The 4052-nt window shown below is 26.9% G+C and carries 5 protein-coding genes; all 5 read right to left on the bottom strand.

Features of this window, described 5'->3' with window-relative positions; genetic code table 11:
• Positions 1 to 198 precede the first annotated feature (198 nt).
• The 5 genes from R5Z65_RS09660 to R5Z65_RS09640 all read right to left on the bottom strand — a co-directional run bounded on the left by R5Z65_RS09660 (position 199) and on the right by R5Z65_RS09640 (position 3937).
• Entirely contained in the window at positions 199 to 1140 is a 942-nt protein-coding gene (locus tag R5Z65_RS09660; protein WP_317368790.1) for a hypothetical protein, read from the bottom strand.
• 8 nt (positions 1141 to 1148) lie between these two features.
• The gene (locus tag R5Z65_RS09655; RefSeq protein ID WP_317368788.1) at positions 1149 to 1583 is read right to left on the bottom strand and encodes a hypothetical protein; all 435 of its coding nucleotides are present in this window, start codon (positions 1581 to 1583) and stop codon (positions 1149 to 1151) included.
• 7 nt (positions 1584 to 1590) lie between these two features.
• Positions 1591 to 2793, bottom strand: coding sequence for a Gfo/Idh/MocA family oxidoreductase (locus tag R5Z65_RS09650; RefSeq protein WP_317368787.1), 1203 nt, complete (start codon positions 2791 to 2793; stop codon positions 1591 to 1593).
• A gap of 105 nt (positions 2794 to 2898) precedes the next feature.
• Positions 2899 to 3597, bottom strand: coding sequence for a carbohydrate ABC transporter permease (locus R5Z65_RS09645; RefSeq protein ID WP_317368784.1), 699 nt, complete (start codon positions 3595 to 3597; stop codon positions 2899 to 2901).
• Positions 3563 to 3937: a hypothetical protein gene (locus R5Z65_RS09640; protein WP_317368783.1), complete on the bottom strand. Its 375-nt coding sequence runs from the start codon at positions 3935 to 3937 to the stop codon at positions 3563 to 3565. The genes R5Z65_RS09645 and R5Z65_RS09640 overlap by 35 nt, the downstream gene beginning before the upstream one ends.
• Positions 3938 to 4052: the final 115 nt, after the last annotated feature.

Below are 4052 nucleotides of genomic sequence, written 5' to 3'. Positions count from 1 at the left end.
TAAAAAAATAGTTAAAATTAAACAAATTACTTTCTTCAAATATTTCACCTCGTAAATTTTAGTCTAAATATATTATATATAAGTTTTCAATAAATTTCTAGTATTTTTATATATAAATTTATATGTTTTTGTGCCACAATATTACATTTACAAATAGTAAAAAAGCTAATATATTAAATTTTATATTAGCTTTTTTATTTAAAATTTATTATTTATTTCTTCAAATTTCCCTATATGAGAAAGAGTATATCTTTTTTCTGACTGTTCTTTATATTTATTTGTCATTTTTATAATATTATCTTTAAATACTAATTTTTCTACATTATATGCAAAAATTAATCTATCATCAAAACAATTAAATTCATTTTCACTTATAATTATAGACTTATGGTAATATTCATTTAATAATATTTCTTTTGCACTAGGCTCTATTTGTATTGGTGCTTTCCCCCAACTTTTAATATAACTACAATTATCAAAAATATTATTTTCAATAACTATATCCTCTGTACTACCAGATTCAAACCAATCTTTACAATCTCCAGATATAAAAATTGCTGCACCAGGGATTTGAAATAAATTGTTTTTAACTCTAATTTTTCCATTAGATGTTAGCAAAAGTCCCCTTGCTCTATTATTTCTAAATATACAATTTTCAATTAAAACTTCTGGTATATAAGAAATATTTTCTAAAGTAAAGCCTTCTTTTACATCTAAAAGGTCTTTATCAAATTTTAAATAAATAAAACCTTTGTTTAATCTTTTTAATTTTTCTAATGTAAAAACTCCTTTAGAAACCATAGTATCAGAGTCTACTAACCTTATACTATCTCCTTCTTTTCCTACCAAAACACCTTTATGTTGATGATGAACTAATTGTCCAATTATTTCATTTCCATTAATAATTTTATGCACTTTTATATACGTTCCGTGTATATTTATAGGGTCATCAAATTGATTTTCAAATAAAATATTATGGATATGTATATTCCCTTTACAATAAATCATCTGTACTCCATCTGCATTTGCTGTGCAAACTCTTTTTTGGTTAGGATTAAATGTTACATTAAATCTATTAAGCTCTATATTTTCACAAAGCTCTGCAATAAATCCCATACAAACAGAATGATATATATACACATTTTCAATTAAAATATCCTTGCTATCTCAATAAACATTCTAACTGTGTGAGAATCTACATATTCTGCAATACCTTCAGAAAAGGTGCTTCTTTCATAATCAATTGTAATACCCTCTATTTTTATATTATTACATTTATAAAGATAAAATGGCATTTCTTCTGTATGGAAAATAAAGTTACTATTTTCTCCCTTAATAACTATATTCTCCATTTCTTTTAGATTAAAAACTACACGCTTTATTGTATCATCATCATGGTTTGAAATATACATAAGTTCTTCATACGCATATTCAGGGTAAAAATGATAATCACTTCTAGGGAAAAATATTTCTACGTTAGATTTGTTACCAAATTCTTCTAATATTTTTCTTAAATATAGTGTATTTTCTTTCTCTTTTTTACCTTCAATAATTCCATATTCTTGTACATTTATTTTTTTCATTTTTTCACTATTTTCTACTTATCCAAGCACCATTTGTAAAATCTGGTATAGCAACAGGTTGCCCACCCATAGCAATAGATTGCTCTGACAAGGCTGTAATACACATCCAAGCTGCCATATCATAAACGTCTATTGGTACTTCTGTTTTATTTTTTACACAGTCTACAAAATCACAAAATACTAACCAGTCCATACCATCGTGTCCTTGTTTTATTCCTTCTGATAAATATTTTTTCCATACAGGGTGGTCGTATTTTTCACGGTACTGTTCTACATTTCCCCAATGCTTTTGCCAGTTAAAATGGTCTTTTTCGTGTTCTTCTCCCTCTATAAAAAGAGATTTATTATCTTCACAGTACATTCCTTTTGTTCCTTGTACATAAAATCCTCTAGAATAATATCTTGGTAAAGTCGTATCAAGTGTTAAGGTAATAGTTTCTCCATTAGCACAAGTTATAATTGTATTTACTATATCTCCTTGAGCAAAATCTGTATTTACAAGCTCTATATCATCTGCTTTATGTTCTTTTATATATTCTTTCATACCCCAAGATTTTGATGCAATTGATGTAAGGCTTATCATACGATTACCCCTATTAATTTTTAAAATTTTTGCAATAGGCCCTAGCTCGTGAGTTGGATAGTTTTCTCCATTTCTATGTATATAATTAAGCAAACGGTAATGTCTTTTTTCTTTTCCATATGCAATTTCTTCTCTTAAATCGTGACGATAACCACCTTCACAATGTACAATCTTTCCTAAAATACCTTGTGTTGACATATTTTCTATCATCATTTCATCTCTACCATAAATACAGTTTTCTAATAACATTACTGGCGTTTTTGTTCTTTCATATGCTTCTACAAGTTTCCAACATTCTTGTATAGAATGTGCTCCACCAACTTCGCAACCTACATATTTGCCAACTTCCATAAATTCTATACATATATTTATATGTTTATCCCAAGATGTGCATAATATAACTGCATCTATGTCTTTATCATTTAATATATCTTTATAGTTAGTTGTTGTTATTGGTCTTTTTCTACCTGTTTTTTCTATTAAATCTGCTGCTTCTTGACATCTATCTTCATATACATCACAAACTACTGGTATTTCCACATCTTCGTGTTGTAAATATACTAATTGTAAAAGGCCTATACCCCTTGCACCTAAACCTATCATAGCCAAATTAATTTTATCTTTCATATTTATTAGTTCCTTTCCTATAATAAATGTTGATATTTTATATACTATCACTATAAATTAAAAAAATTTTGTTTATTATATTACTAACAATAATTTTTCATACTATTATTCTTTTACTGAGCCTATTAAAACACCTTTTACAAAGTATTTTTGTAAAAATGGATATATACATAAAACAGGTATAGTCGTTACAATAATAGTTGCATATTTTATTACTTCTTTTAATAAATAAGCGTCTGCTGATGCTCCTACACTACTAGATAATAACGAATCTAAGTCTTCTTGTCTTACTAAAAGCTCACGTAAAAACATTTGTAATGGATACAAATCTCTTCTTTTTTGAAGATAAACAAGTGCATTATACCATTCTCCCCATTTACCAACTGCATAAAATAAAGTAATAGTAGCTAATGCTGCTTTTGATAATGGTAAAGTAATTTTTATGAGCATTTGCCAATGATTTGCCCCATCTAATTCTGCCGATTCATATAAACTATCTGGTATAGATTCAAAAGATGTTTTTAATACAATTACATTATAAACACTTAGCATACCTGGTATTATCATTGCCCATACAGTATTTGTAATACCTAATTTTTGAACTACTAAAAATGTAGGTATCATACCTCCACTAAAAAACATTGTAAAAACTATAAATAACATAATTGGCTTTTTTAAGAAAAAATTTTTTCTAGACAATGGGTATGCTCCACAAATAGTAATTAACATACTTAATGTTGTACCTACTACAACATAAAATATTGTATTTCTAAACCCAAGCCAAATATTTTCTGATTGTAGCACAGATTGGTAGCCTTTTAAAGAAAAGCCTGCTGGCTTTAGGATGAACAAATTCAATATTAATATTAAATTTCTTTTCTAGCTCCTGTATAACTTTATATTCTCCAAGGTCGCTAGTTGCTTGAGAATTTGCACCTGTCATAGCATGCCATATAGTTATAGTTTCTCCTTTTAAATCTGGATAGCCTTGTTCATTTCTTTCAATAGATATAGAAGAACCATCTTCTGATTTATTATCTGTGCTATTATTACTAACTTCAGAAGTAGAACAACCTATTAAACTACTCATTGACATTGCCATTATCAGTACGATACATAATAATTTAATTTTTTTATTTTTCATAATAAAACCTCCTTTTCTATAAGTTTATTATATATTTTTAACTATATAAAATCAATTATCATTTTTTTACCTTATATATTATGGTCATATTTTGGATATTTATAATTACTTTTTA

The organism is uncultured Tyzzerella sp., assembly GCF_963558545.1.
In the GTDB taxonomy this organism is placed as follows: domain Bacteria; phylum Bacillota; class Clostridia; order Lachnospirales; family CAG-274; genus Tyzzerella.
Note: the sequence above shows the minus strand (reverse complement) of the source record. Positions and strands in the feature narration are given on the sequence as shown.